This window comes from Aeromicrobium sp. YIM 150415, from assembly GCF_016918125.1.
Lineage (GTDB): Bacteria > Actinomycetota > Actinomycetes > Propionibacteriales > Nocardioidaceae > Aeromicrobium > Aeromicrobium piscarium.
The window spans coordinates 27,000-53,104 of sequence record NZ_JAERWM010000011.1 but is presented as its reverse complement, the minus strand read 5'-3'; the positions used below and the strand labels follow the sequence as shown (position 1 = coordinate 53,104).

The 26,105-nt window shown below is 68.6% G+C and carries 22 protein-coding genes; 7 read left to right on the top strand and 15 right to left on the bottom strand.

Features of this window, described 5'->3' with window-relative positions; genetic code table 11:
• Window positions 1-113: 113 nt before the first annotated feature.
• Together glpK and JL108_RS07825 are read right to left on the bottom strand one after the other, a co-directional pair.
• Window positions 114-1,628, bottom strand: coding sequence for a glycerol kinase GlpK (glpK, locus tag JL108_RS07830; RefSeq protein WP_143913923.1), 1,515 nt, complete (start codon window positions 1,626-1,628; stop codon window positions 114-116).
• 24 nt (window positions 1,629-1,652) lie between these two features.
• The gene (locus JL108_RS07825; protein ID WP_205197760.1) at window positions 1,653-2,408 is read right to left on the bottom strand and encodes an MIP/aquaporin family protein; all 756 of its coding nucleotides are present in this window, start codon (window positions 2,406-2,408) and stop codon (window positions 1,653-1,655) included.
• 113 nt (window positions 2,409-2,521) lie between these two features.
• On the opposite strand from JL108_RS07825, the gene JL108_RS07820 reads away from it, so the two are divergent.
• Window positions 2,522-2,965, top strand: a complete 444-nt coding sequence (locus JL108_RS07820) for a MarR family winged helix-turn-helix transcriptional regulator (protein WP_143913925.1) — start codon at window positions 2,522-2,524, stop codon at window positions 2,963-2,965.
• Between the two features lie 3 nt (window positions 2,966-2,968).
• Here the strand turns inward: JL108_RS07820 and JL108_RS07815 are convergent, their stop codons facing one another.
• The 7 genes from JL108_RS07815 to JL108_RS07785 form a co-directional block, all read right to left on the bottom strand.
• Window positions 2,969-4,177, bottom strand: coding sequence for a serine hydrolase (locus JL108_RS07815; RefSeq protein WP_240190797.1), 1,209 nt, complete (start codon window positions 4,175-4,177; stop codon window positions 2,969-2,971).
• Window positions 4,178-4,226: 49 nt separating this feature from the next.
• Window positions 4,227-5,447 carry a CaiB/BaiF CoA-transferase family protein gene (locus JL108_RS07810; RefSeq protein ID WP_143913927.1) on the bottom strand — a complete coding sequence of 407 codons (1,221 nt, stop codon included), beginning with the start codon at window positions 5,445-5,447 and terminating at the stop codon, window positions 4,227-4,229.
• Window positions 5,447-6,247 (bottom strand): ATP-binding cassette domain-containing protein, encoded by an 801-nt coding sequence (locus tag JL108_RS07805; protein WP_205197758.1) that lies wholly within the window; start codon window positions 6,245-6,247, stop codon window positions 5,447-5,449. Before JL108_RS07805 ends, JL108_RS07810 begins: the two co-directional genes overlap by 1 nt.
• A complete protein-coding gene (locus JL108_RS07800) occupies window positions 6,247-7,998 on the bottom strand; it encodes a dipeptide/oligopeptide/nickel ABC transporter permease/ATP-binding protein (protein WP_205197757.1) in 1,752 nt (583 codons plus the stop codon). The genes JL108_RS07805 and JL108_RS07800 overlap by 1 nt, the downstream gene beginning before the upstream one ends.
• Window positions 7,995-8,939 (bottom strand): ABC transporter permease, encoded by a 945-nt coding sequence (locus tag JL108_RS07795; RefSeq protein ID WP_205197756.1) that lies wholly within the window; start codon window positions 8,937-8,939, stop codon window positions 7,995-7,997. Before JL108_RS07795 ends, JL108_RS07800 begins: the two co-directional genes overlap by 4 nt.
• Window positions 8,940-8,941: 2 nt before the next feature.
• Window positions 8,942-10,477: an ABC transporter substrate-binding protein gene (locus tag JL108_RS07790; RefSeq protein ID WP_205197755.1), complete on the bottom strand. Its 1,536-nt coding sequence runs from the start codon at window positions 10,475-10,477 to the stop codon at window positions 8,942-8,944.
• A 95-nt stretch (window positions 10,478-10,572) separates the two neighbouring features.
• Complete coding sequence (locus JL108_RS07785) at window positions 10,573-11,757, bottom strand: CaiB/BaiF CoA-transferase family protein (protein WP_205197754.1); 1,185 nt, start codon at window positions 11,755-11,757, stop codon at window positions 10,573-10,575.
• 253 nt (window positions 11,758-12,010) lie between these two features.
• On the opposite strand from JL108_RS07785, the gene JL108_RS07780 reads away from it, so the two are divergent.
• From JL108_RS07780 to JL108_RS07770, 3 genes are all read left to right on the top strand, one after another.
• A complete protein-coding gene (locus tag JL108_RS07780) occupies window positions 12,011-12,922 on the top strand; it encodes a LysR family transcriptional regulator (protein ID WP_205197753.1) in 912 nt (303 codons plus the stop codon).
• An 81-nt stretch (window positions 12,923-13,003) separates the two neighbouring features.
• A complete protein-coding gene (locus JL108_RS07775; RefSeq protein ID WP_205197752.1) occupies window positions 13,004-13,927 on the top strand; it encodes a type IV toxin-antitoxin system AbiEi family antitoxin domain-containing protein in 924 nt (307 codons plus the stop codon).
• Window positions 13,920-14,849, top strand: coding sequence for a nucleotidyl transferase AbiEii/AbiGii toxin family protein (locus tag JL108_RS07770; RefSeq protein ID WP_205197751.1), 930 nt, complete (start codon window positions 13,920-13,922; stop codon window positions 14,847-14,849). Before JL108_RS07775 ends, JL108_RS07770 begins: the two co-directional genes overlap by 8 nt.
• On the opposite strand, the gene JL108_RS07765 is transcribed toward JL108_RS07770, so the two are convergent.
• From JL108_RS07765 to JL108_RS07755, 3 genes are all read right to left on the bottom strand, one after another.
• Complete coding sequence (locus JL108_RS07765) at window positions 14,836-15,171, bottom strand: hypothetical protein (protein WP_143913934.1); 336 nt, start codon at window positions 15,169-15,171, stop codon at window positions 14,836-14,838. The two genes, JL108_RS07770 and JL108_RS07765, sit on opposite strands and share 14 nt — an antisense overlap.
• Before the next feature lie 24 nt (window positions 15,172-15,195).
• On the bottom strand, window positions 15,196-15,621 hold the full coding sequence (locus JL108_RS07760; RefSeq protein WP_205197750.1) for a VanZ family protein: 426 nt from the start codon (window positions 15,619-15,621) through the stop codon (window positions 15,196-15,198).
• A gap of 66 nt (window positions 15,622-15,687) precedes the next feature.
• A complete protein-coding gene (locus JL108_RS07755) occupies window positions 15,688-18,363 on the bottom strand; it encodes a hypothetical protein (RefSeq protein ID WP_205197749.1) in 2,676 nt (891 codons plus the stop codon).
• Window positions 18,364-18,548: 185 nt separating this feature from the next.
• Here JL108_RS07755 and JL108_RS07750 point away from each other — a divergent pair, with 185 nt between their 5' ends.
• On the top strand, window positions 18,549-21,032 hold the full coding sequence (locus JL108_RS07750) for a LuxR family transcriptional regulator (protein ID WP_205197748.1): 2,484 nt from the start codon (window positions 18,549-18,551) through the stop codon (window positions 21,030-21,032).
• A 110-nt stretch (window positions 21,033-21,142) separates the two neighbouring features.
• Here the strand turns inward: JL108_RS07750 and JL108_RS07745 are convergent, their stop codons facing one another.
• Both JL108_RS07745 and JL108_RS07740 read right to left on the bottom strand, forming a co-directional pair.
• Window positions 21,143-22,285 (bottom strand): acyl-CoA dehydrogenase family protein, encoded by a 1,143-nt coding sequence (locus JL108_RS07745; RefSeq protein WP_205197747.1) that lies wholly within the window; start codon window positions 22,283-22,285, stop codon window positions 21,143-21,145.
• A gap of 10 nt (window positions 22,286-22,295) precedes the next feature.
• Entirely contained in the window at window positions 22,296-23,459 is a 1,164-nt protein-coding gene (locus JL108_RS07740; protein ID WP_205197746.1) for a CaiB/BaiF CoA-transferase family protein, read from the bottom strand.
• 77 nt (window positions 23,460-23,536) lie between these two features.
• Here JL108_RS07740 and JL108_RS07735 point away from each other — a divergent pair, with 77 nt between their 5' ends.
• Both JL108_RS07735 and JL108_RS07730 read left to right on the top strand, forming a co-directional pair.
• The gene (locus JL108_RS07735; protein WP_205197745.1) at window positions 23,537-24,673 is read left to right on the top strand and encodes a hypothetical protein; all 1,137 of its coding nucleotides are present in this window, start codon (window positions 23,537-23,539) and stop codon (window positions 24,671-24,673) included.
• 66 nt (window positions 24,674-24,739) lie between these two features.
• Window positions 24,740-25,567: an alpha/beta fold hydrolase gene (locus JL108_RS07730; RefSeq protein ID WP_205197744.1), complete on the top strand. Its 828-nt coding sequence runs from the start codon at window positions 24,740-24,742 to the stop codon at window positions 25,565-25,567.
• 227 nt (window positions 25,568-25,794) lie between these two features.
• On the opposite strand, the gene JL108_RS07725 is transcribed toward JL108_RS07730, so the two are convergent.
• Complete coding sequence (locus JL108_RS07725; protein WP_205197743.1) at window positions 25,795-25,971, bottom strand: hypothetical protein; 177 nt, start codon at window positions 25,969-25,971, stop codon at window positions 25,795-25,797.
• Window positions 25,972-26,105: the final 134 nt, after the last annotated feature.

The window sequence follows — 26,105 nt, the reverse complement described above, 5'->3', positions numbered from 1 at the left end:
CCGCATATTTATCACCCACATGACAACTTTTCGTGGGGTCCGCGGCGGGCGTCGGAGTCGGCACCGCTGTGCCCTGGGCCCGTGCGATGTCGAGTGACCCGACGATGTGAGGATCAGTCGACGTCATCGTCCACCCAGTCGAAGGTCTTGGTGACGGCCTTCTTCCAGTTGCGGTAGAGCCGGTCGCGCTCTGCCTCGTCCATCGCGGGCTCCCAGCGCTCGTCCTCCTGCCAGTTGCGCTCCAGCTCCTCGGTGCTCTCCCAGAAGCCGACGGCCAGGCCCGCCGCGTAGGCCGCACCGAGGGCGGTCGTCTCCACGACCACCGGGCGCACCACCGGAACCCGCAGGATGTCGGCCTGGAACTGCATCAACGTGTCGTTGGCGGTCATGCCGCCGTCCACCCTCAGCTCCGTCAACGGCACCTCCGCATCGGAGTTGACAGCGTCCAGCACCTCCGCGGTCTGATAGGCCGTGGCCTCCAGGACCGCGCGAGCGATGTGCCCCTTGTTGATGTACCGGGTGAGGCCCACGAGGGCACCACGCGCGTCCGGGCGCCAGTACGGTGCGAACAGGCCCGAGAACGCCGGAACGAAGTAGGCGCCGCCGTTGTCCTCGACGGACTCCGCCAGCTGCTCGATCTCCGGGGCCGAGGAGATGATGCCCAGATTGTCGCGCAGCCACTGCACGAGCGAGCCGGTCACGGCGATCGACCCCTCCAGCGCGTAGTAGGGCTCGTCGTCGCCGAGCTGATAGGCGAGCGTGGTGATGAGCCCGCTATCGGACTTGACGATCTCATGGCCCGTGTTGACGATCAGGAAGTTGCCGGTGCCGTAGGTGTTCTTGGCGCCGCCGCGATCGAAGGCCGCCTGACCGAAGGTGGCGGCCTGCTGATCGCCGAGGATGCCCGCGATCGGGGTCTCACGCAGCAACGACTCCGAGTGCGCGTGCCCGTACACCTCGCTCGAGGACTTGATCTCCGGCAGCATCGACGTGGGGACGCCGAAGACCTCGAGGATGTCCTCGTCCCAGGTGCGGCTCTCCAGATCCATGAACAGGGTGCGTGACGCATTGGTGACATCGGTGACGTGCACGCCCCCGTCGGTGCCGCCGGTGAGATTCCACAGCACCCAGGTGTCGGTGGTCCCGAACAGGAGATCGCCGGCCTCGGCCCGCTCGCGGGCGCCGTCGACATTGTCGAGGATCCACTTGACCTTGGTGCCCGCGAAGTAGGTGGCCAGCGGGAGACCCGTGGTCTCCTTGAAGCGCTCGGTGCCGCCGTCCTCGGCGAGCTCGTCCACGATCTTCTGCGTGCGAGTGTCCTGCCAGACGATCGCGTTGTAGACCGCCTCGCCGGTGTTCTTGTCCCATACGACGGTCGTCTCGCGCTGATTGGTGATGCCGATGGCCTCGACATTGTGGCGGGTGACATTGGCGCGGCTCAGGGCCTGGCCGATGACCTCGCGAGTGTTGTCCCAGATCTCCTTCGGATCGTGCTCGACCCAACCGGCATGGGGGAAGATCTGCTCGTGCTCGATCTGACCGGTGCTGACGACGGCGCCGTCGTGGTCGAAGAGGATGGCGCGGCTGGACGTGGTGCCTTGGTCGATGGCCATCACGTACTGGGTCATGGGTCTCTCCTTGGGGGTCGCGGGTCAGGACAGCAGGGGCAACAGAGGATAGGAGGCGAGGCCCGCGAGCAGGCCGCCGAGCAGGGGTCCGAGGATCGGCACCCAGGCGTAGGCCCAGTCGCTCGTGCCCTTGCCCTTGATGGGCAGCACGGCGTGCGCGATACGCGGACCGAGGTCACGGGCCGGATTGATGGCGTAGCCGGTCGGACCGCCGAGCGAGGCGCCGATACCGACGACGAGGAGCGCGACAGGCATCGCGCCGAGTGCGGCCAGCCCGGCCGGAGCGTCCGAACCGGTGTCGCCCACCCGGCTGAACGCGATCACCACGAAGACGAGGACGAAGGTCGCGATCGTCTCGGTCACCATGTTCCACCGGTACGAACGGATCTCCGGGGCCGTGGAGAACACCGAGAACTTCTTGGTCGTGTCCTCCTCCGCATCGAAGTGCTGCTTGTACGCGAGGAAGACCAGGCAGGCGCCGACGAAGGCGCCGATCAGCTGCGCGGCCACGTAGACCGCGAACTGGACGACGTCGATCTCGCCCGTGACGAGCAGCCCCACCGAGACGGCCGGGTTCAGGTGCGCGCCCGACGCATAGGCGACGCTGACGCCGGCGAAGACACCGAGACCCCAGCCGAAGTTGATCATCAGCCAGCCGCCGTCGAGGCCCTTGGACTTGGCGAGCAGCGCGGTCGCCACCACGCCCCCGCCGAGCAGGACCAGGATGCCGGTGCCGACGGCCTCGGCCAGGAAGATCGTCCCGAGCGAGGGATCATCCATGGCGATCCACCTCCTTCGGGGCAGTGACGCGTCTCACCCCTCCGTCGATCGTAGGAGTTGTCAGCCTCGACGGCTCGCCGAGCGATCTGCGCGCGGGACACTAGACTGCCCGCGTGCCCGCCGACCGCGATCCTCTCGCCCTCGACGAACAGGTGTGCTTCGCCCTCGCCGTGGCAGCGCGCTCGGTGATCGCCGCCTACAAGCCCGCCCTCGAACCCCTCGGGCTGACCCACCCGCAGTACCTCGTGATGCTCGCGCTCTGGCAGAACGACGGCCTCGGCCTGAGCGAGCTCAGCACCACGCTGTCACTCGACCCGGGCACCGCCTCGCCCCTCGTCAAGAGACTCGAGCAGATGGGGCTCGTCGAGCGCGTGCGCTCACCCCACGACCAACGCTCGCTGCAGATCACCCTGACCGCGGACGGACGGGCGCTGCGCTCACGCGCACTCGACGTGCCTCCGGCCATGCTCGAACGACTCGGCATGACCGAGGACGACCTCGACCACGCCAACGCCCTCCTCCACCGCATCATCGCCGCCGCGCACGCGGCGGAGTGAGCCCTAGACGATGGCCTGGTAGACCAGCTGACGCAACCCTTCACGCACGGGGAGCGGTCTGCCGGTGAACGCCTGCGTGAAGAACAGCGCCGTCAGCTCCTCGGCCGGATCCACCCAGAACCGCGTTCCGGCCATGCCGCCCCAGCCGTACGTGCCCGGGCTGCCCGGCCGTCCCGCGGCGGCGGCATCGAGATCGACCGAGAATCCCAGCCCGAAACCGACGCCCCGCATCGTCGACTCCGAGTACACCGGCGGACCGTAGGTCTGAAGATCGACACCGCCGGGGAGGTGATTGCGCGTCATGAAGTCGACGATGCGCGGACCGAGCAGCCGCTGGCCGTCCAGCTCGCCACCGCGCAGGAGCATCTGGGTGAACCGGTGGTAGTCCCGCGCGGAGCTGATCAGTCCACCGCCCCCGCCCGGGTAGGCCGGACGATCCACCGTCTCGGCGAGATGGTCGGCCGGCTCCAGTCCGGACTGGGTAAGCGAGTACAGCCGCGCGAGCCGTGTTACCGCCGACTCCTCGATGCCGAATCGCGTCTCGGTCATCCCCAGCGGCTCGAAGATCCGCGACGCGAGGAAGGACTCCACGCTCTGCCCGCTGAGCACCTCCACTACCCGACCGAGGACGTCCGAGGCCATCGAGTAGGCCCACCTGGAACCCGGCTCGAACAACAGCGGCAGTCCCGCCAGTCGATCGCAGAGGGCGGCCAGATCGAGACCGCCGCTGCCATCGAGGCCGTGGGAACGGTAGAGCGCGTCCACGGGATGCTGGCGGACGAAGCCATAGGTCAGCCCGGAGGTATGGGTCAGCAGGTGGACCATGCGCATCGGCTCGGCGGCCGGCACCGTGGAGGGTCGCAGATCGCTTCCGCCGCTGTAGACCGAGAGGTCGGCGAAGGACGGGATGATGTCGCCGACCGGGTCGCTGAGCTGGAAGGCCCCGTGCTCGTAGAGCATCATCGCCGCCACCGAGACGATGGGCTTGGTCATGGAGTAGATCCGGAACAAGGAGTCGTCGCCGACCGGCACCGAGTCCTCGCGATGCCGGAGTCCGTAGGACGAGGCGTGCGCGATCCTGCCGCCGCGGCTGATGGCCAGCTGCCATCCCGGCAACAGTCCATCGTCGACGTATCGTCGCAGATAGGCGTCGATACGACCGAGCCGACCGGGGTCCAGCCCCACCTCATGTGCCTCGACCTGTGGTTCCATGCCGCTCCTCATCGATGGTCTCCTCGCGCCCGAGTCGCGCTGCTCGACATCAGGCGATCACTCCCTCGGCGCGGAGGGTGCCGAGGGCGCCGTCGCCGAGATCGAGCAGCTCCCTCAGCACCTCGTCGGTGTGCTGGCCGGATGCCGGGCCGGGATGACGGATGCCGCCCGGGGTTCCCGACAGATGCGGCACGACGCCCGGCATGACGACGTCCCGGCCGCCCTCATCGGGCACTCGGACCAGCAGGCCCTCCTCCCAGGCGTCCGCATCCGCGAAAAGATCGGCCATCGAGTTGACCCGTCCGACCGCCACCTGATGGGCACGGAGCGACTCGTACAGATCGTCCAGCTCCCGGCCGGCGATCATCGGTTCGAGAACCGCCTCCAGCTCCTCGCGATGGCGCAGCCGATCCGCATTCGTGCGGAAGCGTTCGTCCTCGGCGACCTCGGGGCGGCCGAGAGCGACCCACAGTCGCTGCCACATACTCGGCGTGCTGATCGGCAGGACGATCCACTGATCGTCCGCGGTGCGGTAGATCCCATTGGGCGCGATGCTGTCGTTGCGGTTCCCGCTCCGCTCCGGCGATCTCCCCGTCGTCTCGTAGGCGGCGACGAGTCCCTCCAGCATGCGCACCATCGCCCCGGCGAGCGATACCTCGACGAGTTGTCCCCTCCCGGAGACACGCGCCTCGTAGAGAGCCAGCAGCACCGCGAAGGCCCCGTGGACGCCGCCGACACCGTCGGCGATCGCATAGCCCGAGAACATCGGCGGGCCGTCGGGGTCTCCCGAGGCGTAGGTGAGACCGGAGTAGGCCTCGGCGACGCGGGCGAAGCCGGGGTCGTCGCGGCGCGTGCCCGAACGGCCGAAGGCGGACAGGTGGTACATGATGAGCCCGGGATTGGCCCGCGACAGTTCCGGATAACCGAGCCCCCACCGTTCGAGGGTCGACATGCGCAGGTTCGTCACGACGACATCCACCTGCCCCGTCAACTCGCGGAACAGCGCCTGCCCCTGGGCGTCACGCAGGTCGATGGCGACGCTGCGCTTGTTGCGGTGGGAGATCTTCGACAGCACCGACCGGCCGTCCTCATCGGAGGAGATGAGCCGCATCGGGTCGCCGCCGCGAGTGTCCTCGACCTTGATGACCTCCGCGCCGAAGTCGGCGAGCAGGCCGCCGGTGAGCGGACCCGCGAGCATGGTGCTCGCGTCGAGCACCCGCACGCCACGCAAGGGGCCCTCGCCTGCCGAGAGAGGCGCACCCTCGGTCATCAGGTGTCCGCCCGCAGCAGCTGAGGGATCGAGTCCACGAGCAGCCGCGTGTACTCGTGCTGGGGAGATCCGCACACCTCGTCGGCGGTCCCCGACTCGACGATCCGTCCCTCGCGCATGACGTGGACCCGATCGCACAGCTGCCGGATCATCGCCAGATCATGGCCGATGAACAGCATGGCTGAATCGGGACGCAGGAGACCGTGCAGCAGCCGCGCCACCGAGGCGGCGGTGGTCACGTCCAGGGCGCTCAGCGCCTCATCGAGGATCAGCAACGAAGGATCGACGATGATCGCGCGGGCGATGGCGACCCGTTGTCGCTGCCCGCCCGACAGCTCCCGCGTCGTCCGCGGCAGGAAACCGGAGTCGAGCCCCACCGACTCGAGGGTCGCGATCACGCGGTCCCGTCGCTCACGCGACCCCAGATCGGTGTGCAGCACCAGCGGCTCCGCGACGATATCGGCCACGCTGTGGCGTGGATTGAGCGCCTGCAGCGGATCCTGGAAGACCGCCTGCACCGTCCGCCGGTAGGCGAGGGGCGGCGGCGCCGGCAGCGTGGAGAGATCGAATCCGCAGATCGTCGCATCGCCGGTGAAAGGCGTCAGTTTCAAGAGCGCACGGGCCACGGTCGACTTGCCCGAGCCGGACTCCCCGACGAGCCCGGTGATCTCGCCGGCGCGCAGATCGAGCGTGGCGTGATCGACCGCGGTGAACGGCTTGGGACGCAGGTCGCCCCACCGTGGGCGACGGGCGAAGGTGACGGTGAGGTCCTCGATCGACCCCAGCAGCTCGGTCGTCATCACATGATCTCCTCGGTGATCCGCGGCGGTTCGAGGATCGCCCGGCCCGGTTCGTTGCGTGGGACCGCGGCCACCAGCGCGGCCGTGTACTCGTGCTGCGGCCGGCGGACGACCGACTCGATGGGGCCGGACTCCACCACATGACCGTGCAGCATGACGACGACCTCGTCGGCGAGCTCGCCGGCGACACCGAGGTCATGGGTCACGAGCAGGACGCCGAACTCACGCTCCTCGCAGAGCCGTCGCAACAGGGCGATGATCTCGGCCTGCACGGTCACGTCCAGGGCCGTCGTGGGCTCGTCGGCGATGAGCAGATCCGGGGACTTGGCCAGCGCGAGAGCGATCATGACGCGCTGGGCCATACCGCCGGAGATCTGGCCGGGCCGCAACCGCGCCACCTCGTCGGGCCGGCGCAGACCGACGGAGGTGAGCAGATCGACGATCTCCTCGTCGACCGCTCTCGGGGTTCCGCCCTGCCGCCGGCCGCCGGCGAGGCGGCGCTGCGCCTCGATGACATCGCGGAGCTGGCGGCCGACCGTCTGCAGCGGATTCAGGGCTGCGGACGGCTCCTGGAAGACCACGCCGACCCGTCCGCGCCAGGCTGCGCGCGTGGCATCGTCGGCATCGACGAGCTCGAGCGGTCGGCAACCGCCGAGGCGCACCCGTGCGGCCGTGCTGGATGCCGGTGGGGTGAGCAGGTCGGCGAGGGCCATCGCCAGCGAAGTCTTGCCGCTGCCGGACTCTCCCACGAGGGCCACGACCTGACCGTGCCGGATCGCGAGGTCGGCGGCATCGACCGCCGTGGTCTCGCCGTATCGCACGGTGATCCCCTCGACCTCCAGCAGCGGGCTCACGGTCCCGCCGGGCACGTCTGACTCGTCGCCGCGGACATGCGCATCGGACGCGCCAAGATCGGTCGGCTCGAGATATCCCGTGGGATTCTCGGCGCTGGCACCGCGACGACGGCGGATCAGCGCGTCGCCGACGATATTGAGCGCCAGCACCGTCAACACGAGCGCGAGACCGGGCGGGATCGCCTGGAACGGCGCCTCACGGATCGCGCGCTGCGCGCTCGACAGCATGATCCCCCAACTCGCCGCCGGTGGTTGAGTGCCGAGACCGAGGAAGCTCAGCGCTGCCTCGATGGCCACCGCATGGGCGAACACCAAGGTGGCCTCGACTCCCATCGGCGCGGCGATATTCGGAGCGATGTGGCGGAACAGCAGTCGGCGCCGGTCGGCGCCGATCACCCGGGCGCCGTCCACATACAATCGGTCGCGCTCCGCCATCGTCAGTCCGCGGGCCAGCCGGGCGATACCCATCGCGAAGGCGATGCCGACGGCGAACATCGAGGTGGTCAGACCGCTGCCGAGGGCCGCGATGAGCGCGATGGCGAGCACGATCGCGGGGATCGCCGAGATGCCCTCGACGATGCGCATGACGATGCGATCGGGCCAGCCGCCGACAAGACCGATCACCATGCCCACGCCGCCGCCGAGCACCACCGCGACCGCGGTCGCCTCGAAACCGGCGATCGTCGACACCCGGGCGCCGTCGATGAGCCGGCTCAGTGTGTCCCGACCGAGATAGTCGGTGCCGAGCCAGTGGTCGCCGCTCGGGCCGGCGAGGGCGTCACCGACCGCGCCGGCCGTCGGGTCGTAGGGCGCGATCCACGGTCCGGCCACAGCGAGCACACCGACGACGATCAGTACGCCCCAGGATGCCTTGACGAGCACCGAACTGCCCCTCATGACGCACGCACCCGAGGATCGACGAGGGCGTAGGCCAGGTCCAGCAGGAACTGGATGACGGCCATCAAGAGGGCCATGAGGACGACGAATCCGAGCACCACGGGCATGTCTCCGTTCCGGATGGCGTTGAGTACGAGCTGACCGAGGCCGGGCAGCGCAAAGACCTGTTCGATCACGACGGCTCCGCCGACGAGCACGGCGGCCTGTCCCGCGATCGTGGTGACCACGGGGACCGCCGCATTACGCAGCGCCGTGCGCCACAGGATCCGCCGGCGCGCCAGCCCCCCGGCGACGGCCGTGCGGATGTACGGCTCGTGCAGGACCCGGACGAATCCCGCCCGAGTCTGCCGGGCGAAGGCCCCGGCGGCCGCCGCCCCGAGCGCGAGCGACGGAAGCGCGATACTGCGCAGCCACTCCCCGGGGTCGGTGCCGAAGGGGACGTAGCCGGTCGCCGGGAACCACGGCGTCTGCATCGCCACATAGGCGACCAGCAGAAGAGCCAGCCAGAAGCTCGGGATGGCCTGCCCGACCGAGGCGGCGCCCGTGAGCAGCGAATCGGTGCTGCGGCCCGCGCGGATGCCCGCGGCGATACCCGCCGGGATGCCGATCAGCAGTCCCACGACGAGCGCCCCGACGGAGATGGCCAAGGTGACCGGGAATCGGCTCATCAGCAGCTCGGTCACCGGGGTGGAGCTCGACCAGGACACGCCGAGATCGCCCTGCACGGCGCCCAGCAGCCAACTTCCGAACTGGACGAGGATCGGACGATCCAGGCCGAGCTCGTGGCGGAAGGCCGCGTAGGCCTCGTCCGTCGCCGTCTCGCCGAGGCGCACCACCGCGGGATCGACCGCGGTCAACTGCAACAGCAGGAAGGTGGTGAAGCTGGCCACGAAGACCAAGGGGATGAGCGCCGCGAGGCGGCTCAGAGCGACACGAAGCACCGTCAGTCCAACGTGATGTCGTAGGGCTTCGGCAGATTGTCCGAGGGCGACAGCTCGGCACCGGACACGTGCTCCGCGGCCACGACCACCGGGATCTGGTGTGCGACCACCATGAGGTAGCCCTGCTCGATCAGGTAGGAGTAGACATCGCGCCAGCCTTCAGCCTGACCTTCCTCCGTCTCAGCGTTCAAGGCGATATCCGCCAGCTCGGCGACATCGCCGCGATCGGTGCCCAGCGGATCGTAGGGGCTGCCCGGCGCGTGCCGCTCGTCGTAGTGGGACTCGGCGGTGAAACCGCGGGCGAGCGTGACGGCCATGGCGGTCGTGCCGTTGCGCATCACATCGGCGAGGGTCCCGGGCTCGACCTGATCGATCGTGACCTCGACACCGATCTCGCCCCACATCTGCTGCACCGACTCGGCCACCTCGGTGATCGCACCGAAGCTCGGGAAGGTCACCGAGAAGCCATCGGCATAGCCGGCCTCGGCCAGCAGGTCGCGTGCCTCCTCGGGATCGTAGGCGAGATCCTCCAGGTCCTCGTCGTAGTAGGGGGTCTCCTCCAGCCAGAAGCTGGGGCTCGGATCGCCCTGCCCGAACTGCAGGCCCTTCATGACCGATTCACGATCGATGGCCAGGTTGAGTGCCCGGCGGACGCGCTCGTCGCCCATCGGCTCGATCAGCGTGCCATCGGTATCCATGATCTGGACGTAGTAGACATTCGCATTCGCCCGCTCGATCAGCTGCAGTGAGCCGTTGTCGAGGGTCGACCGGTCGGCCTCACTGCGCATCTCGATGACGTCGACCTGTCCGTCGAGCACGGCATTGGTAGCGGCCGAGGCGTCCTCGAGCGCACGGATCTCGACGGTGTCGACACCGACTCGGTCGGTATCCCAGTAGTCGGGATTGGCGCGGTACACCTGCACCTCGCCCGCATTGGAGGCCGCGGCATCGTAGGTCCATCCGCCGGCACCGATCGGCGTCGTCTCCGGGTTCGCCTCGAAGGAGGCGGGGCTCATCATCATGCCGGGCAGACGACTGAGCTGGGAGAGCATGTCGGTGGTCGGCTCGGAGAGCGTGAGCCGGACCGTGGCGTCGTCGACGGCCTCGACACCGGCGATATTGCTGTAGAAGGCCGCCGAGGGGCTGGCCTCCATCCCCATCCCGCGCTCGAAGTTGGCGACCACCGCGTCGGTGTCCATCGGCTCGCCGTCGCTGAAGACGACATCCGGACGGACGGTCAGCTCGAAGGTCACCGGGTCGACGATCTCCCACTCCTCGGCGAGGCCGGGCTCGAAGGTTCCGTCGGGCTGGGCGTGGATCAACGTGTCGAAGACCGGGTTCACGTAGTACTCCTGCGCCACCGCGGCCATCTGCGGGTCGAGGGTCTGCAGGTTGGTCGCTGCGCCGATCGTCAAGGTGCCATCACCCGACGACTCGGATCCACCGCCGGAGCACGCGGTCAGCGCGAGGGCGGCGCTCACAGCGCCGACGAGGATGCCGAGGCGACGGGAGGGACGCTGCGGTCGGTGAGTCTTCATGACACTCCTTGATGATGTCTCGGTCACGTGCGGATCAGGCCGGTCCGCGAAGGCAGGGCGGTTGATGGGGTCGTCGTTCGGCGGCGATGGGCGCATCAGATCGTTCCATTCGCGCGCAGAGTGCCGATCTCCTCAGCGGACAGACCCGCGAGATCGGCCAGCACGGCGTCGGTGTGCTGACCGAGTCCGGGTGCTGGCGAGCGGAGCGTGCCCTCGAAGCCGGAGAACAGCCCGGCCGGCGACTGCATCCGACGCAGATGTCCCGAGTCGTCCGGGAACTCCACCACCGAACCACGGGCGCGGATGTGCGGATCGGCGCAGATCTCCTCGGCGGTGTTGACCGGGCCCGCGGCGATACCCGCGTCGACGAGCAACTCCATCAGGGGCTCGAGATCGTACGAGCCGACGAAGGCGTGGACACGATCCTCGATCTGCTGGCGATGCGCTACCCGCTGGGCCATGTCGGTGTAGCCGGCGAGATCGTCGGCACCCATCGCCTTCACCAGACGCCTCCACATCTGCTCGGTGGACGCGGGCAAGGCCAGCCAGCGTCCGTCACGCGTCCGGTACAGGTTGTTGGGGCTGATGTGGGGGTTCTCATTGCCCTGTCGGCCCACGCTATGACCGGTGACGTCGTAGTCGACGATGAAGTCCTCCATCATCCGCAGCAGCGGCTCGTAGAGCGCGAGGTCCACGAGCTGCGGCTCAGCCGTCCGGTCCCGTTGGCGCAATGCCAGCAGGGCGGTGAAGGCCGCGTAGATGCCGGTCACTCCATCGGCGACCGGATAACCCGCGAAGACGGGAGGCCGGTCGGGCTCGCCGGTCCTGTGGGTCAGCCCGGCGAAGGCCTCGGCGACACGGGCGAATCCCGGACGCTCCGCGTACGGTCCGGTACGCCCGAAGGCGCTGACGTGGACCATCACCAGGTCAGGGCGGAAGGCCACCAGGTCGTCGAAGTCGACCCCGAAGCGACGCAGCGTCGCGGGGCGGAAATTGGTCACGACGATGTCCACCGCGGCCGCCAGCCGCCCCACGACCTGCGCGGCGTCCGGCTGGTGCAGGTCTACGGTGACGCTGCGCTTGTTGCGCCCGAGGACCGACCACTGCGCGGAGACGCCCTCCACCAGCGGCGGATAGGAACGGGCCGGGTCACCATGGCGGGGTTCCTCGATCTTGATGACATCGGCACCGAACTCGCCCAGCAGTGAGGCCGCCATGGGCCCGGCCAGGATGGTGGACATGTCGAGGACGGTCACTCCCCGCAGTGGGGCCTCGGTCATGGTCGGTGCCTTTCGATCGCCGTGCGCCCCACGACTGTGAGGCGCGTCACCAGCGACTATCTCGAAGAAGCCCGGCGGGGGGAACTGAGCGGAACCTTCCATATGTGAAAGGTGAAAGTTATCGCCTGACACGCTCCTGCTCGCGCCCTCACCTCCGTGGCCGTGATGACGGCGCAGATCTCCAGCGAGAGGATCTCGCGGTGATACAAGCAGACACTTTCACCGGCGGGCGTCTCCCGGATATCGTGGCGCCGTGCGAGTCGAGCGAGCCCGATACTTCCTCGCGGCCGTCGAGACGGGGTCGCTGCGTGCTGCCGCCGTCCGCTGCGGCATCAGCCAGCCCGCCCTCGGCCAGCAGATCGCGCTACTGGAGGAGGAGCTCGATGTCGTCCTGCTGACCCGCAGCCGGTCGGGTGTGCGGCCGACGCCCAGCGGCCAGGCCCTCCTGCAGCCAATGGCGCGACTCGTCGCGGCCGAACAGGACGTGCACGATGCCGCCACCGAGTCCGGTGGGTCGTATCGGGGACGGGTCGCCATCGGCGCCATCTCGGTGGTCGTCGAGACGGTCATCGCCAGCGTGATCGGCCGGCTGCACGAACAGCATCCGGGCCTGCGATTCACCCTGACGGAGGCCGCCTCGACGGCGATCGAGGCGGGCGTCGCCTCCGGCGAGCTCGACTTCGGGCTCGTGACGATGCTCTCCGAGCCCGCGGCGCCGACCATCGAGCGGACCCTGCTCCTGCAAGCTCCCATCGGCGTCATCGTGCGCGCCGACCACCTGCTCGCCGAGCGCGACAGCGTCGAATGGAGCGATCTGGAGACCTGGCCGATCGTGACCATGCGCGAGGGAACGGTCATGTGGGAGCGGCTGCACGCCGATGTGCCTGAGCCGGACGTGGTGGTGCAGGCGATGTCGGACCGATCGGTCAAGGTGATGGTCGCCCACGGGGCCGGCATCGGCATCCTCGGCCCCTTCGACACGTCGGTCGACGTGCCGGGACTGCGCTGGATCCCCCTGCGCAACACGGCGCCGATCCGCATCGGCCTGATCCAACGCCGCGACAGCCGCCCCTCGCCCTCGGCCTTGACCGTGCGCCGCCTGATCACCGAGCGCGCCGCCGAACTGCTGACGGCGACCGTGAGCGCCCATCGGCTCGGCCACTGAGGTCAGTCTCGCCACACCCCAAACCCCAATGATGCCGATTGACGGCTTGGATTGTTTCACATAGGTAGATACAATCCAAGTATGAAATCCGGTGAAGCTCTCCGAAAGCTCGCCGATGTCACCGCCTCGCAGTGGGGTATGGCGACGACGGCGCAAGCTGATGCGCTCGGAATCACCCGCCTGACCCTGTCTCGCCTGGCCGAGTCGGGTCATCTGGAGCGGCTCGCACACGGTGTCTACCGCGACACGGGTGCGCCGAGCGATGAGTTCGACGACCTTCGGGCTGCCTGGCTCAGCACCGATCCTCGGCTCCCGGCTCACGATCGGCTGGGGGATCTTGCGGCAGGTGTCGTGGTGGCGAGTTCGTCAGCGGCCCTGCTCCACGGCGTCGGAGACCTATGGGCGGATCGTCACGAGTTCGTTACCGTCAGGCGTCGCCAAACCCAACGTGCTGAGATTCACTACCGGCAGCGCCACCTTGAAGACCGTGACATCACCCTGGTCAAGGGGATCCCGGTCATGACGCTCGAACGCACCCTGGCGGACCTGCTGGAGGACGTGAGGGAACTGAGCCTTGTCGCCGATGCGCTGAGTTCGGCGATGAAGAAACGGCGACTGGATCTCGATCGCCTGCGAGAACTGCTCAGTCCGCTGGCTGAGCGCAACGGGTTCAGACGACACGATGGCAATGCCGTGCTAGAGCAGCTTCTTGAAACTGCGGGGCTGGATCTCGAATCCGTCGCGCGTCGGATCTCAGAGGACTCGGTGCTTGGCTCACGGGTCCTCATCAACTACCTGAAGCACGTCACGCGACCATCTGACATCGAGGAGATCCTCTCAAAGGCGCTGACTGATGCCATACCTGATGTCAGCAGAGTCGCTGCGGAACCGATGAACCCGCCCGATCTGACGACCATCTCACAGCAATGGATCGAGCACATCGCCACGCTTCCGGCGGCCGCAACCGCACGCAGCGGGGAGTCCGAGCATGATGTCCGTGCCTGAGCCGTATCCGACACCCCGGGGGGTGGAGGCCGCGATCAAGGATGCCGCGAAGAATGCCGCGGAGGCTGATCCCTCGCTCGACACGAACAAGCGCATCCAGCTGGAGTACTTCAACCGCTTCCTGAGCCGGATCTTCTCTGACGGCGAGGACTCAGAGTGGGTACTGAAGGGAGGAGCGGGCATCCTGGCCCGGATCCCCTCGACACGCTCCACTCGAGACATCGACCTCTATCGTCAGGGATTCAGCCTCGACCAGGCGCTGGAGGACCTGAAGCGCCTGGCGTCGATCGACCTCGGCGATCACTTCCGCTTCGAGTACGTCGGCCACGACGTAGCCATCGCCGTCGACACTCAGCCATACGCCGAGGGGTACCGAGCCTCCTTCACCGTCTTCATCGGCGTCTCCAAGAAGGGCTCGGTACAGGTCGATCTCACGATCGGCACAGGCGTGACCGATGAGGTCTCGGCCGCTCTCCCCGCCACGGCACTCGATCTCCCGCGACTCGTCAGCAGGCCTTACCGCCTGTATCCGGTCGTGGATCAGATCGCCGATAAGGTCTGCGCAACACTGGCCGACTACGGTGGCCGACCCTCCAGTCGCGAGAAGGATCTCGTCGATATCGTCACCCTCGCGACCACGCAAGACATCGATGGCACGGCGCTGAGTCTCGCGGTCGACACCGAACGTCATCGCCGCAGGATGGCGCCCTTCGGAGGATTCATCGTCCCGTCGACCTGGGGAGCCGGTTACAAGAAGCAGAGCAGATCGGTGCCCTACTGCGCCGACTACCGCACGGTTGAGTCGGCTGCGGGCCTCGCCTCTCGGCTGATAGATCCTGCGCTCACCGATGAAGCGAAGGGGAAGACCTGGTCCAGGGACCTGCTGCGATGGCGACCCCGGGGTTCGGTCAGTGGAGGGTGAAGGGTGCCCACGACACGAGGTACACGCCGGCGAGCATCGGCAGTAGCCCGAAGGCCAGCCACGGCACCGACAAGGGCGAATACCCGAGGATCACCCGGGAGACCGCCACCGTCAGCATCCCCGCCAGGGCCGTCATCACCAGCATCAGCACCGCCTCGGGCATCCGCCCGTCCTCGGCGAGGTACTGGCCGACGAGCGGCAACGCCACCACACCGTGCAAGGCGATCGCCAGGAAGCCAATCACCGTCACCCGGCGGCGGACGCGATCGAGGGACTCGAGCTCCTCGGCGACAACGGGCTGGCTCGGCGCATCCTCATGCATGACGGACCTCTCGACGACTATTACTTAGCGTACCAAGCGTCTGCCAGCCGCCCATCGCACAGCTAGGGCGCCCAGGGCGGCGCCCCCCGTGTTCGCGAGCACATCGGTCACCGACGCGGTGCGATCCAGTGGCGTCACGGCCTGCACCACCTCGATCACCACCGACACGAGCGCACCGACGAGCACCACTCCCCACCACCGCCATCCCGGGAACCGCCAGGAGACGAGGAGCCCCAGTGGCACGAAGAGCGCCACATTGGCCGCCACCTCGATGACCGCATAGGCCGACGAGGCCGAGATCCCCGCGACCGCTGCCAGCGCCCGGGTCAGCGGCCAGTCGACCACGCCGAGGCCCGCATCGACATGCGTCGGCCACCAGGCGATGAGCACCAGCGCCGCCAGATACGTCGCCCCCACCACAAGAGGTAGCAGTCGGAAGGCGCGGCGCATGTCCTGAGAGTAGACGGCACATGACTGAGGGCGGGACCAGAACGGCCCCGCCCTCAGCTCAGAGCATCAGCGCAGTGCGCCGCCCTGGGTGCGCGAACGCGCGATCAGGAACCCGCCGCCGAGCAGGAGCAGCAGCGCCCATCCCGCGACACCTCCCGCGACATTCGCCCCGGTGTTCGGCAGGCGATCCCCGCCGTCTCGATCACGGTCACGATCGCGGCCCTCATCACCGCCGCCACCGCCGTTGTCGCCATCGTCGCCGCCACCGTCATCGGCCTGCGTGATGGTGATCGAGGTCCATCCCAGGAGGATCTCCTCCTCGGCATCGGCGTAGACCGCGAGCCGGTGGTCGCCCACCAGCCCGTCGGGCAGCGTGACCTGGATCGTGCGGTTCTCGCTCACCTCGAACGCACCGAGGTACGTCGGCTCGGAGAAGGCCCAGACGCCGACCCGGCTGCCCGGCTCCGCGCCCGGCACGACCAGTTCGATGGTCGAGCCCTCGACGGCGGTGTCGGGACCGGTCACTCCACCGCGGTTGTCGTCGGTGAGGTTGTCCTCCGACGGCGGCTCGGCCGGGATGGTCGCATTCGGGTCGGGATCGGCCGTCACCGTGAACGTCGCCTCGGCACTCGCATCGCCGACGGCGGCCGTGACCGTGTGCTGTCCGATGCTCGCATTGTCCGAGGTGAGCTGGGCGGTGGCGTTGCCCTGCTCGTCAGCCGTCACGCGGGCGGCTTCCTCGCCACCGACGCTGAAGACCACGACATCGCCTTCGAACCAGCCGGTCGAGGCGACCGTGACGCCCGTATCCCGCGCCTGGGACTGCGTGAGCGTCTGCGGCGTCACGGTGACCTTCGGGTCACGCACCGCCGGATCCTCCGTGACGGTGACCGTGGCCGAGTCCTGACCCGCGGCGCTCGACGCCGCGAGTGTCAGCGTGCCCGGCTGGTGCTGGCCCTTGTAGGTGTACGAGAACGCACCCTCGCCATTCGCGGCAACCGTCTCGACAGCACTGCCATCGGCCGTGATCGCGATCTGTGCGTTCGCGCCGAAGTCCTCACCCGAGAACACCACACCATCGGACGCCAACTGCGACACCGTCACCGAACCCGGCGACACACCCACCGACGGCTCGGGCTCCGGATCCGGATCGGCCGTCACCGTGAGATTCGCCTGGTCGGACCAGTCGCCGCTCACGAGCGCAACCGGATAAGTGCCGGGCGCGACGCCCTCGCGCACCAACTCGTAGCTCACCGTGCCATTCGCATCCGAGCCCACGGTCGCCACAGCGGAGCCATCGAAGCGGACCTCGACATCGGCGTTCTCGGGGAATCCCGTGCCGCTGACGGTCACGCCGTCACCGGCGAGCGCCGACTGCGTCACCGAGGTGGGGTCGAGGGACACGGCCGGGTCGTAGACGGGCGCGTCAGCGGTCACCGTGACCGTCGCCGAGTCCTGGCCCGCAGCGCTCGAGGCCGTCAGCGTCAGCGTGCCGGGCTGATGATCACCGGTGTACCGGTAGGAGAACGCACCCTGGTCATCGGCGAGGACCACGATCTCATCGCCCTGACCGTTCGTGATCGTGACATCGGCGTTCGCGCCGAAGTCCTCACCGGAGAACACCACACCATCGGACGCCAACTGCGACACCGTCACCGAACCCGGCGACACACCCACCGACGGCTCAGGCTCCGGATCCGGATCGGCGGTCACCGTGACCGTGGCCGAGTCCTGACCCGCGGCGCTCGACGCCGTGAGCGTCAGCGTGCCCGGCTGGTGCTGGCCCTTGTAGGTGTACGAGAACGCACCCTCGCCATTCGCGGCAACCGTCTCGACAGCACTGCCATCGGCCGTGATCGCGACCTGCGCGTTCGCGCCGAAGTCCTCACCCGAGAACATCACACCATCGGACGCCAACTGCGACACCGTCACCGAACCCGGCGACACACCCACCGACGGCTCAGGCTCAGGCTCCGGATCGGCCGTCACCGTCAGGGTGCTGTCGACGCTGCCATCCGCGGACGAGAGCTCGACGGGATAGGAGCCCGGAGCGAGGGGGCCGTTATAGCCGAAGCTCACGGCTCCATCGGCATCAGCGTCCTTGCTTCCGACCTGCGATCCAGCGACCGTGAGGGTCACCGAGGAATCGGCGATGAAGTCGCCGCCGGTGATCTGGACACCCTCGCTGACCAGCTGGGACTCCGTCACCGAGGAGGGCTGGATGCTGATGGTCGGCTCGATCGGATCGGGATCCCCCCCGCCACCATCCGGCCCCTGCGCCGTCCACTCGAATTCGATACCGCCACAGGTGCCATAGGGCAGGAAGCCCGCGCGGCCCGTACCGCTGGCCGAACCATCGGCGTTCACCGTGCCGGTCAGCTCGTAGTAGGCCCGGACCGATCCGTCGCCGAACTCCCAACTGAGATCGAACGGCTCTCCGGCATTGACCGGAGTGGACGGCATCCCCGCCCACTGCACAGGCCACTGGTACAACCCGTCGAAGCAGTAGCTCTCGGTATCGAAACCGCTCATATTGCCGTTGGCATCGATCTCGAACTCGACCGTCGCAGTGCTGTACGCATCGCTCGTCCCCGTGTACGACCCGGCCGGAGGCGCTTGGGCGGCCGTCGCGGGCGGGGTGAGGGTGAGCGCCACGAGGGCGATGATCATGCCGAGGACGCCGAACCGGCCGAACCGCCGCCGGAGGCGGTCGGCCGTGGTCGTTCGCCGGTGCTGAGACACAGGGGGACCTTTCGTCACGAAACTGAGCGCCGCGTGGGCAACTCACCCCGGGCACCGAACCCGTCCACGCTACGAAGCCAGCCACCTGGCCCGGTACCCGTATTGCTACGGGTATCCGAAGTCCACGCGCCTGTGAGATGATGTCGATGCGGACCATGGCGTCCGCCAGGGAGCATGGGGGACACGTGATCGGTCGTCATGAGGAGAGGATCTTCCTCCTCGGACAGTTGCATGCCGCACCCTCCGTACCGCCCCGCATCATCCTGGTCGACGGCCCGATGGGATCGGGCAAGACCGCTCTCGTGACCTCGGCACTCGCCGAGATCGAGCGTCCCGTACTGCTCGCCCGCGCCGATCGTTTCGCCGGCGCCTCCCCTCTCGCCAGCGCCCGCCCCGTCATCGAGAGCCTGCTGGACGCCGACCTGCAGCAGATGATCGAGGAGCACTCGCTCCGCGGCATCCTGCGCGAGTGCATCACCGTGCTCCGCGAACGAGACGCCATCATCACCATCGACGATGCTCAATGGCTGGACCCGATGTCGAGTCAGTTCTTCGCCGATCTGATCAGCGGCACCGCGCCGCTCACCGTTTTGCTCGCCTATCGACAGGCGATGGCCCCGGTCCGACTCATCGATACCGCGCGCTCTGCCGGAGCGAGCATCGAGCATCTCTCCGTCGGACCGCTGGCCGATCCGGACATCGCGACCCTCTCCGCCGGGGTGAGCACCGAGCAACGGCGGATCATCGTCGAGACCGCGGACGGCAACCCGCTCTTCGCCCGGACGCTGCGCGCCGCCTTCCTCCGTCACCCCGACGCGACCACGCTCGATGAAGTGCTCCCGCTGGGCCGCGGCCCGCGTTCAGAGCTGCTCCGCTCGGTCGTCAGCGCGGATGTCCGGGCGCTCCCCGCCTGTGCCCGCCGCACACTCGAGGCGGTCGCGGTGCTCGGCGCCATCGATCCGGCACGCCTCGCCGCGCTCACTGGAGGCGATGTCGCGGAGGATCTCGTTCTGCTGCGCCGCCACGGGCTGATCGACGACGAGTCGAGCGAGGCCATCCATCCGGTCGTGCGCTCCAGCACCTATCAGTCCGCCACGGAGGACGACCTCGCCGACCTGCATCGGCGCGCCGCCGCACTCGCCGGCACCACCCCGCTCGAGAGCGCCGAGCATCTCTCGCGGCTCCGTTCACATCTCACCGACGACGATCTCTCCGTCCTCCTGGACACCGCCGAGCACGCCCTCGGCACGGATCCCGCGAGCGTCGAACGCTGGCTACGCGCCTCACTGCACCTGCGCGAGCCGCGACGGGATCTGCTGCTGGCCCGTGCGCTGGCGCTGAGCGGCCGGGTCGACGAGGCCGCGCCGCTCCTGGAGCCGCTGCTCGATCTCCCCGGCCACGGCGCTGAGGCGCGGGCACTGCTCGCGCACGCGCTCCGGATGTCGGGCCAGCCGGACGAGGCGCACGAGGTCCTCTCCTCCTATGCCGGCCCCCGCATCCCCGCGCTGCTGCTGGAACTCGCCGCCACCAGTTCACTCACCGATGGTCACGACCCTGCCGATCCGCTGCTGATCGAGCTGTCGGCGGCCCACGGCGAGCCCTATGCCAGCGCGAGTGCGGCACTACGCACCATCGCGCTCCTCAACACGGGCAATATCGGCGCCGCACGTCGCGAGTTCGACGGCGTCCTGGCGGCGATGCTCGCGCGTCCGGCCGAGGAGCTGCGCGAGGTGATGGATGCCGCGGCCTGCGCCGTGTGGTGCGCGTACATGCTCGACGAGCTGCCCCAGGGCATCGAGTTCGGCGAGCGCATGCTGCGGATCGCCCGGCGATTCGGCCGGATGAGCGTGCAACCCCTGCTCTACTGCGCGCTGGCCTTCTGCCTCACCCAGGCTGGCCGCCTGGAGGATGCCGATGCCGCCGCAGACCTGGCGGTCGAGACCGCCGAGCGCTACCGCGTTCCCGATATCGTCGCGATGGCCCGAGTGGCCCAGGCGCTGTCCGCCTTCCTGCAACAGGACATGGAACTGCTTCGAGAACGCCGCGATGCACTACAGGCGAGCCCCTTGCCGGCCGTGCGCTGGTGGCGGCGCACTGCCCAGTCCGCGCTGGCCCGGACGAGTGCGATGCTCGGCGAACCGATCCCTCACGTCCTCGTCACCGACCCTCCGGATGTCACGACGCCCTTGCGCTATGCCGATGCCGCGACGGTCGCTCTCTTCGAGGGCGATACCGAGACGGCTCGCCGCTACTACGAGGAGGGCCGACAGCTCGCCCTGGACTACGGAGTGGCGAGCCAGTCGGCGCTCCTCGGCGTCCTGCTGTCGGGAGTCATCGCGGGCGACGGGCCGGCCTCGGCCGCTCGAGCCATCGACCTCCTGGAGGAGGCGCGCGACAGCTTCGAGCGGCTGGGCATGCCGTGCCACCTGTCCATGGCCGTCGGCAATCTGCAACGACTGCGCGCCAGTGCCACCGGCGAGGCGCTCAACGCGTTGACGCCACGCGAGACCGAGGTGGCCGACCTGCTCGCCGATGGCAAGACCAATCAGGAGATCGCCGATGCCTTGGTGATCAGCCGGCGGACGGCCGAGGAGCACGTGGGCAATGTGCTGCGCAAGCTCGGCCTGTCCTCACGGCACGGGGTGCTGTCCGCGCTACGCGGGCGTTAGAGCTTCTCCTCGTGGCTCGCCCTCCCGCCCGGGCGGTGGGATAGGCACCTGTCCACAGCTCGAAGAGGTGCGTAGCCCACCGCCCCTCGGGCGGAGCGGCGGGGCGAGAGTCAGAGCCCGAGGCCCCGGCCGACGATCTCCTTCATGATCTCGGTCGTGCCGCCGTAGATCGTCTGGATCCGTGAATCCAGGAATGCCTTCGAGATCGGGTACTCCGTCATGTAGCCGTAGCCGCCGTGCAGCTGCAGGCAGCGATCGGCGGTCTTGGTCTGCAGCTCGGTGGTCCACCACTTGCCCATCGCGGCGTCCTGGACGGTCAGCTTCTTCTCGTTGAGCAGCTCGATGGACTTGTCCACGAAGACCTGCGCGATCTGCTGCTCGGTCTCCAGTTCGGCGAGGGCGAAGCGCGTGTTCTGGAACTTGCCGATCGGGCGACCGAAGGCATCGCGGTTCTTGACGTAGTCGAGGGTCATGTCGACCATCTGCCGGCAGGCGGCGGCCGCGACGACGGAGATCGTCAGGCGCTCCTGAGGCAGCTTCTCCATCAGGTAGATGAAGCCCTGCCCCTCCTGGCCGAGCAGGTTCTCCTTCGGAACGCGGACATTGTCGAAGAAGAGCTCGGCGGTGTCCTGCGCCTTGAGCCCGATCTTGTCGAGATTGCGGCCCCGCTCGAAGCCCTCCATGCCGCGCTCGACCACGATGAGCGAGACACCCATCGCGCCCGCATCGGGATCGGTCTTACAGGCCACGATCACCAGATCGGCGAGGATGCCATTGGAGATGAAGGTCTTGGACCCGTTGAGCACATAGTCGTCGCCGTCGAGCTTGGCGGTGGTCTTGATGCCCTGCAGATCCGAGCCGGCGACCGGCTCGGACATCGCGATCGCGGTGATGAGCTCGCCGGTGCAGAACTTCGGCAGCCAGCGCTGCTTCTGCTCCTCGGTCGCGTAGCTGAGCAGATAGGTGGACACCAGATCCGTGTGCAGGGCGAAGCCGACGCCGCTCGCGCCGACACGGGTGAGCTCCTCCTGCACGATCGCGTTGTAACGGAAGTCGTCGACACCTCCGCCGCCGTACTCCTCGGGCATCATGAAGCCGAGGATCCCCAGTTCGCCGGCCTTGAGCCAGAGCTCGCGCGGCACGATCGAGTCGGCCTCCCACTGCTCGTGGTGCGGGACGATCTCCTTCTCGCAGAAGGCGCGCACCATGGCGCGGAAGTCGTCGTGCTCAGCCTCGAAGATGGTGCGTTCCATAGGTCATTCCTCAGTTCTGGACGGCGACGCCGTCGGCGATCAGCGCATCGACATCGTCGATGCCCCACGAGGCGAGCGCCTCGCGGGTGTTCTCCCCCGGCCGCACCGGGGGCGTGGTCAAGGTGGCCGGGGTGGCCGAGAAACGAGGAGCGGGGGCGGGCTGCACGAGCCCCTCATGCTCCACATAGGTGCCGCGCGCACGGTTGTGCGGATGCTCCGGCGCCTCGGCGAGCGGCACCACCGGCGCGACACAGGCGTCGGTGGGGGCGAAGATGTCGTTCCACTCGTCCTGGGTCTTGGTGGCGAAGACCTCCGCGAGCCGCTCACGCAGGTCGGGCCACTGGGTCACGTCGTTGCGATCGGGCAGGTCGGTGACGCCGTGCTGCGCGAGGGTGTCCTCCATCGCGGCCCAGAACTGGGGCTCGAGGCCGCCCACGCTCATCCATCGTCCGTCGGAGGTCTCGTAGACGTCGTAGAAAGGGGCGCCGGTGTCGAGCAGATTGGTGCCCCGATCATGACCCCAGCCGCCGGACTGCTGCATCGAGACGATCATCGACAGCAGATGCGCGACGCCGTCGGTGATCGCGGCGTCGACCACCTGGCCTTCGCCGGTCGAGCGCGCATGCGTGAGAGCGGCGAGGACCCCGGCGACCAGGTAGACGGCCCCGCCGCCGAAGTCGCCCAGCAGATTCAACGGCACCTGCGGCGGCCCGCCCGCGCGTCCGATCGGATCGAGGCCTCCCGCGACGGAGATGTAGTTGATGTCGTGTCCGGCCTGCTGAGCGAGGGGACCGTCCTGTCCCCAGCCGGTCATCCGCCCGTACACGAGGCGAGGGTTGCGGGCGTGACAGTCGCCGGGCCCGAGCCCGAGACGCTCGGTGACACCGGGCCGGAATCCCTCGAGCAGGATGTCGGCTCGTTCCACGAGCCGGAGAACCGTCTCGCGCCCCCGGTCGGCCTTGAGGTCGATGGCCGCGCTGGGTCGCCCACGAGCCAGGATGTCCTGCTCGGCCGGCGCGACGCTCAGCGCGCCGCCGCCGGGGCGATCGACGCGGATCACCTCCGCACCCAGGTCCGCGAGCATCATGGCGGCGAAGGGCCCCGGGCCGATGCCGACGAGCTCGACGACACGCACGCCCGCCAGGGGGCCGGAGGTGGTGGGAGTCACGGTCACGATAGTGACACTAACACTGTCACTGTTGCAACGCGGCACGCCTCGGTGGCCCGCAACGCGCGCACTAGGATCTCTCCGTGATCCGCCTGTTGCTCGCCGCCGTCGTCGGAGTAGGAGTCGGGGGTGCCGTCGCGCATGCGCTGACCCACGACCCCCGCTACATCGCCTACTGGACCGTCGCGCTGCCGGTGGGCGTCATCTGCGCCGTCCTCGTCGGCATCGGCGGCTCCTTGCGCGGCCTCGCCGGTCCGCCCCAAGAGCAACTCGATGCCGCGCGCACGGCCGGCCGGCTGACCGCGGCACGCATCGACTCGATCACCCAGACCGGGACGCAGATCAACGACGTGCCCGTCTGCGAGATACACCTGACGGTCGAGGCCCGCGACCGCGGGAACTACCGCACCACCGTGCGACGCCTCGTGCCGATGATCGAGGCACCGCAGTTCCAGCCGGGTACCGCGCTCTCGGTCGTGCGCCTCCGCGAGGACGAGCCCGCCGTGGCGATCGTCCCCGATGGGCTCCCCCACCTGCACGAGCGCGTCGCTCGCCTACCGAAGGCGTCCGGGGTGCCGGTCTGGGCCGGGGAGACGACCTCGGGTCCGCGATCGATCATCTCGACCGGCCGCAAGGGTCGCGGCCGGCGCTGGCTCGCCTACGCCGCATTCGCCCTGGCCGGCCTCGCCGTGGTGGCTGTCCCCGCGCGCACGGAGCTCGCACTCTCAGCCGGCGCACTCGTCTCCGGCGATGATCGCGACAGCTATCTGTACTCCGAGGACCGCGTCGCCGACGCCGTCGCCGAACTTCGCGAGGTAACAGGCGACGACGCGGCGACCGAGGTGCTTTTCTACGACGACATGGTCCGTGCCACCGCGCCGAGCGAGCCCGGCGCCACGACCTACGACGACTACACGATCCGCTACGGACGAGGCAGCCACGACGGCCCGTCGACGATCCAGCCCGACGACACCGCGTCATTCACCCTCGACGAGGTGTCCTGGGCGGCGATACCCTCACTCGCCCGGCGGGCCGCGCAGGAGACCGGCGTGACCGGCGAGGACCCCCACGTGCACGCCGACGTGAGCCGCGCGCTGACCCCGTCGGACGACGGCTCCTCACCCGTGCGCATCTCGATCTACGTCTCCGGGGACTACGGCAGCGGCGCACTCATCGCGGACGCCGACGGCACGGTCATCGAGGTTCGCCGAGCCAACTGAGTGGTGACAGCGGCCATTTTCCATGTCACACTCTCGATGTCACATTGATCGTCCGAGGGAGTACCGATGCTGTCCGAGCTCTCCTACTCGCGTACCGGCGGCGGGGAACCACTCGTCCTGATCCACGGGATCGGGCACCGCTGGCAGGCCTGGGAGCCGGTCATCGAACGCCTCTCCGAGCACTATGACGTCATCGCGATCGACCTGCCGGGCTTCGGTCAGTCGCCGCCGCTGTCGGCTGCCGGCGTGCCCACGCAGATGGAGAACGTCATCGCGGCGATCGCGGAGAACTTCGAGGCCTGGGGCATCGAACGACCGCACGTGGTCGGCAACTCACTCGGCGGCGCGATCGCGCTCTACCTCGGCGATCAGGGCTTGGCTCGCAGCGTGGTCGCCCTGAGCCCGGCCGGCTTCTTCCGCCTCGCCGGCAAGGCCCAGGCGATGGCCGCGCTCATCGTGCTGAAGCTGGCCACCTACAGCCCCGATCCGGTGCTCCGGCTCGTGTCGCGGAGCAGCATCGGCCGCCGGTTGAGCGGCTACCTGCTCTATGCCCATCCCGACCGCTATGACATCGAGCGGACCTTCGGGGACTCCTCGGCCCTCAAGCGCGGCAAGGCGTTCTGGCCGACCTTCTTCCAGGCGGCGCGCTTCCGCTATCGCGGAGGTGTGCGCGTGCCCACCACGATCGCGTGGGGTACCAAGGATCGGCTCCTCAACCCGCGCCAGGCGGTCCGCGCACGACACGAGCTGCCGACGGCGACCCATGTGCCGCTGCCTGGTGCCGGGCACGTCCCGATGGGCGACTGCCCCGAGGAGATCGCCCGCATCATCGAGGAGACCACCGCTCGCGGCGACGAGGCCGCCGGCAGCGTGCCCTTCTCGCACTCGGCCTGAACCGCCGCCCCAGACCGGTCGGTCGTCGCCCGTCGTGGAGGGAGCGGCGGGCGACGGCCGGCCTTCACCCGCCTCGGCAGACGCAAGATGTGACTCCACGGTTGCCCCCGCGACCCGCGAGTCACATCCTCCGTCAACCCGTGGACGGACGATGTGACTCCATGGTTGTCCCCGCAACCGCCGAGTCACATCCTCCGTTCATGTCTCGGGGCACGGGGACCACCCAGTCAATCGCCCTGTCCTCTGTACTCACGGATGAGGAAGGCGATATGGAGTGCCAGCAGACCCACGGCCAGCATGAGTATGGTCCACGAGTTCCACCCACCTTCCCCCCACACGACGGCGGCGATCCCGACCACGGTGAGCAGCATGGCCAAGATGACGAGCGCGATCCGTCCCCTCATCGGTCAGTCGCCTGTGCGCTGGTAATCATGGGGCGCCTCCACAGCCTGCCGGGCGGCTGGAGGTTCCGGCCGATGTGCCGCGTCACTACCTGATCACATGTCGCTGCCGGGCGGGAAGTCCTCGGGCCCCTGGG

Bases quoted from the DNA above. Each gene is read 5' to 3' on its own strand.
- glpK (WP_143913923.1), bottom strand. From the start codon at position 1,628: ATGACCCAGTACGTGATGGCCATCGACCAAGGCACCACGTCCAGCCGC.
- JL108_RS07825 (WP_205197760.1), bottom strand. From the start codon at position 2,408: ATGGATGATCCCTCGCTCGGGACGATCTTCCTGGCCGAGGCCGTCGGC.
- JL108_RS07815 (WP_240190797.1), bottom strand. From the start codon at position 4,177: ATGGAACCACAGGTCGAGGCACATGAGGTGGGGCTGGACCCCGGTCGG.
- JL108_RS07810 (WP_143913927.1), bottom strand. From the start codon at position 5,447: ATGACCGAGGGTGCGCCTCTCTCGGCAGGCGAGGGCCCCTTGCGTGGC.
- JL108_RS07805 (WP_205197758.1), bottom strand. From the start codon at position 6,247: ATGACGACCGAGCTGCTGGGGTCGATCGAGGACCTCACCGTCACCTTC.
- JL108_RS07800 (WP_205197757.1), bottom strand. From the start codon at position 7,998: ATGAGGGGCAGTTCGGTGCTCGTCAAGGCATCCTGGGGCGTACTGATC.
- JL108_RS07790 (WP_205197755.1), bottom strand. From the start codon at position 10,477: ATGAAGACTCACCGACCGCAGCGTCCCTCCCGTCGCCTCGGCATCCTC.
- JL108_RS07785 (WP_205197754.1), bottom strand. From the start codon at position 11,757: ATGACCGAGGCCCCACTGCGGGGAGTGACCGTCCTCGACATGTCCACC.
- JL108_RS07775 (WP_205197752.1), top strand. From the start codon at position 13,004: ATGAAATCCGGTGAAGCTCTCCGAAAGCTCGCCGATGTCACCGCCTCG.
- JL108_RS07765 (WP_143913934.1), bottom strand. From the start codon at position 15,171: ATGCATGAGGATGCGCCGAGCCAGCCCGTTGTCGCCGAGGAGCTCGAG.
- JL108_RS07760 (WP_205197750.1), bottom strand. From the start codon at position 15,621: ATGCGCCGCGCCTTCCGACTGCTACCTCTTGTGGTGGGGGCGACGTAT.
- JL108_RS07745 (WP_205197747.1), bottom strand. From the start codon at position 22,285: ATGGAACGCACCATCTTCGAGGCTGAGCACGACGACTTCCGCGCCATG.
- JL108_RS07730 (WP_205197744.1), top strand. From the start codon at position 24,740: ATGCTGTCCGAGCTCTCCTACTCGCGTACCGGCGGCGGGGAACCACTC.
- JL108_RS07725 (WP_205197743.1), bottom strand. From the start codon at position 25,971: ATGAGGGGACGGATCGCGCTCGTCATCTTGGCCATGCTGCTCACCGTG.